1 protein-coding gene and 1 pseudogene are annotated in these 3,220 nt (G+C 69.1%); both read left to right on the top strand.

The window, feature by feature from the left end:
* The coding region (locus AB7E83_RS28080) for a thiolase C-terminal domain-containing protein (RefSeq protein WP_428574828.1) at positions 1-1,121 on the top strand (1,121 nt) is incomplete at its 5' end.
* Between the two features lie 5 nt (positions 1,122-1,126).
* Positions 1,127-3,073, top strand: a pseudogene (locus tag AB7E83_RS28085) (acetate--CoA ligase family protein); the annotation flags it as partial.
* Positions 3,074-3,220 lie beyond the last annotated feature (147 nt).

Consider the following 3,220-nt stretch of genomic DNA (forward strand, 5'->3'; position numbering starts at 1 on the left):
ACGCCCCCACCACGCCCAACCAGCTCACGGGCGTGAGATCGTTCCGGTCCACACGCCCTGAGGACATGTACACCAAGGCCGAAGAGAAGCACGGCATGCGCTCGGCCATCGCAATGTACGCGCTCATCGGGCAGGCCCTGCGCCACGCCGCGGGGCAGACGGTCGACCAGTACCGCGAAGCCAGCGCCAAGCTCTTTGCACGCTTCGCCGCCGTGGCCAGGGACAACCCGCTCGCCACGCGCCGCAAGGGGTACAGCGCCGAGCAGATCGCCGAGGTGAACGCGGAGAACCCCTTCGTGGGCTTCCCGTACACCAAGCTCATGACGGCCAGCGCCTTCGTCGACCAGTCGGCCGCGTTCATCGTGGTGTCCGAAGCGCGTGCCGACGAGCTCGGCATCCCGCAGGACAAGCGCGTGTACCTGCACGGCGAAGCGCATGCGCACGACACGTGGTTCGTGAGCGACCGCGAGCGCCTCGACCAGTCGCCCGCGATGCGCCTGACCTCGCGCGCCGCTCTGGCGCAGGCGGGCAAGACCATCGCCGACGTGGATGTGTTCGACATCTACAGCTGCTTCCCGTCGGTAGTGCAGATCGCCTGCAAGGAGCTGGGCATCTCGCCCGACGACAAGCGCGGCCTCACCGTCACGGGCGGCCTGCCGTACTTCGGCGGACCGGGCAACAACTACGTGACGCACGCCATCGCCGAGATGGTGCAGCGCGTGCGTGCGAAGCCCGGCGCCTATGGCCTCGTCATGGCCAACGTCGGCCTCGTCACCAAGGAGGCGGTCGGTCTGTTTTCCACCGAGCGGCCGAACAAGCCCTTCATGCGCGCGGATTCCGACGCCATCCAGCGCGAGATCGACGCGCAGACCAAGGTGCGCTTCACCGAGGCACCGCAGGGTGACGCGACCATCGAGACCTATGCCGTGCTGCACGGCAAGAACGGTCCCGAAAGCGGCGTGCTGTTCGGGCGCCTGGCTGCTACGGGCGAGCGCTTCGTCGCGAACACGCCCGCCGATGCGGCAACGCTCGCGAAGCTGGAGCAGGTCGAAGGCATCGGGCTGCCCGGCACCGTGACGCAGGTGGACGGCCGCAACGTGTTCACGCCGCGCTTCGGATAAACGCGATGGCGGCACCGGACACAGGCCTCGCACGCCTCTTCAACCCGCGGTCCGTCGCGCTCGTGGGCGCGACCGACCGCTCCACGTGGTCGAAGATGGCCTTCGACAACCTGAAGCTGCTGGGCTTCGAGGGGAAGGTCCATCTCGTCAACCGCAGCGGCGGCGTCGTGCATGGGCAGCAGTCGTTCAAGACGGCAGTCGACATCGGCGAGAGCGTCGACGTCGCGCTGCTCATGGTGCCCAACCCCGCGATGGAGGACGCACTGCGCGACCTGGGCGCCGCGGGCATCCGCCACGCCGTGGTGCTCGCCGGCGGCTTCGCGGAAACCGGCAGCGAAGGCCGCACGATGCAGGAGCGCATGGTCGCCACGGCGCGTGAACTCGGCATCACGCTGCTGGGGCCCAACTGCCTGGGCTTCATCAACTTCACGACCGGCGCGGTGTGCTGGACGGGCGCCATGCGCACGCCACCCCTGAAGGGCGGCATCAGCATCGTGTCGCAAAGCGGCGCGGTCGCCACCGTGATGAAGCACTTCGCGCACCAGCACGGCGTAGGCATGAACGTGGTCGCCGCCACCGGCAACGAGGCAATGCTGGGCCTGGCCGAATGCGTGGACTACCTCGTGGACGACGAGAGCACGAAGGTGATCGCGGTGTTCGCGGAGACGGTGCGTGACACGCGCCTGTTCCGCGCCGCCGCCGAGCGCGCGCTCGCGAAGGCCAAGCCGATCGTGGTGCTCAAGGTGGGCCGCTCCGACATCGCGACGCAGGCTGCGCAGTCGCACACGGGCTCGCTCGTGGGCGACGACAGCGTGTTCGACGGCGTGTGCCGCCAGCTCGGGCTGGTGCGCGTGCGCAGCATCGAGGAGCTCGTGTTCACCGCGGCGCTGCTCGAGAAAACCGGCGTGCTGGCCGAAGGCGGGGTCGCGGTGCTGTCGTCCTCGGGCGGCATGGGCGAGCTGGCCGCGGACTATGCGCAGCTGGAAACACTGCGCCTGCCCGCCTTGTCGAATGAAACGCTCTCGGCGCTGCGCGAGATCCTTCCGCCGATGGCCACACCCGCCAACCCGCTGGACCTGACGGGCGCAGTCATCAACGATCTGGCGCTCTTCACCCGCTGCATGGATGCGATGCAGCGCGATCCGGCCGTCTCCGTGCTGGTCTGCGTGGCCGACGTGCCCACGGCGAACAACAACGACTGGGCGCCGCTTGCGGTGGGAACGCTGCAGGCCATCGGGCAGTTCAAGCCGGACGGACGCGCGCGCTACCTCGTGGTGAGCAACGCGGTGAAGGCGGTGTCGGACAAGAGCCGCGAAGAAGTGGAGAAGGCGCAGATTCCGTACCTCGCCTGCGGGCTGGACATCGCGTTGCGCGCGTTGCGCTACGCCGCGGACTGGTCCCGGATGTCCCGCAGTGCAGGGGGCGAGCGCGCGGCACGCGCCTTGCCGGGTGCGGCGTCGACGGCAGGCGCCGACTTGCCGCAATCCGAGCGCGAAACGGTGGACTACCTCAAGCGCTTCGGCGTCCCCGTGGTTCCCCAGGTGCTCGCCACCGACGCGAAGCAGGCCGTCGCCGCGGCGCGCGACATGAACGGCCCGGTCGTCCTCAAGATCGCCTCGCCGGACATCGCGCACAAGACCGAGGTCGGCGGCGTCGTGCTCAACCTGCAGGGCGACGACGCGGTCGAAGCGGCGTTCCGCAGGATCATGGACGCGGCCGCCTCCGCGATGCCGAAGGCACGGCTCGACGGCGTGATCGTTTCGCCCATGCGCAAGGGCGGCATCGAGCTCTTCACGGGCGTGCGCGTCGACGCCCAGTGGGGCCCCGTCATCGCGCTCGGACTGGGCGGCGTGTGGATCGAGGCGCTGCAGGACGTGAGCCTGCGCCTCCTGCCCGTGACGCCAGCCGACGTGGAACAGATGGTGTCCGAGCTGCGCGGCGCGAAGCTGCTGCAAGGCTTTCGCGGCGCGCCGCCGGTCGATGTCGCGAAGCTCGCCGACGCCGTGGCGCGCAAAGCCTCAAACAAGGCCTTGACGCCACGTCGCTCGCGCTTGTTACGGTGGCTGTCGGCTTTGAGCCAAGTGACAAGCTGCTCCTTG

The organism is Ramlibacter sp., from assembly GCF_050250995.1.
Taxonomy (GTDB): domain Bacteria; phylum Pseudomonadota; class Gammaproteobacteria; order Burkholderiales; family Burkholderiaceae_C; genus Ramlibacter.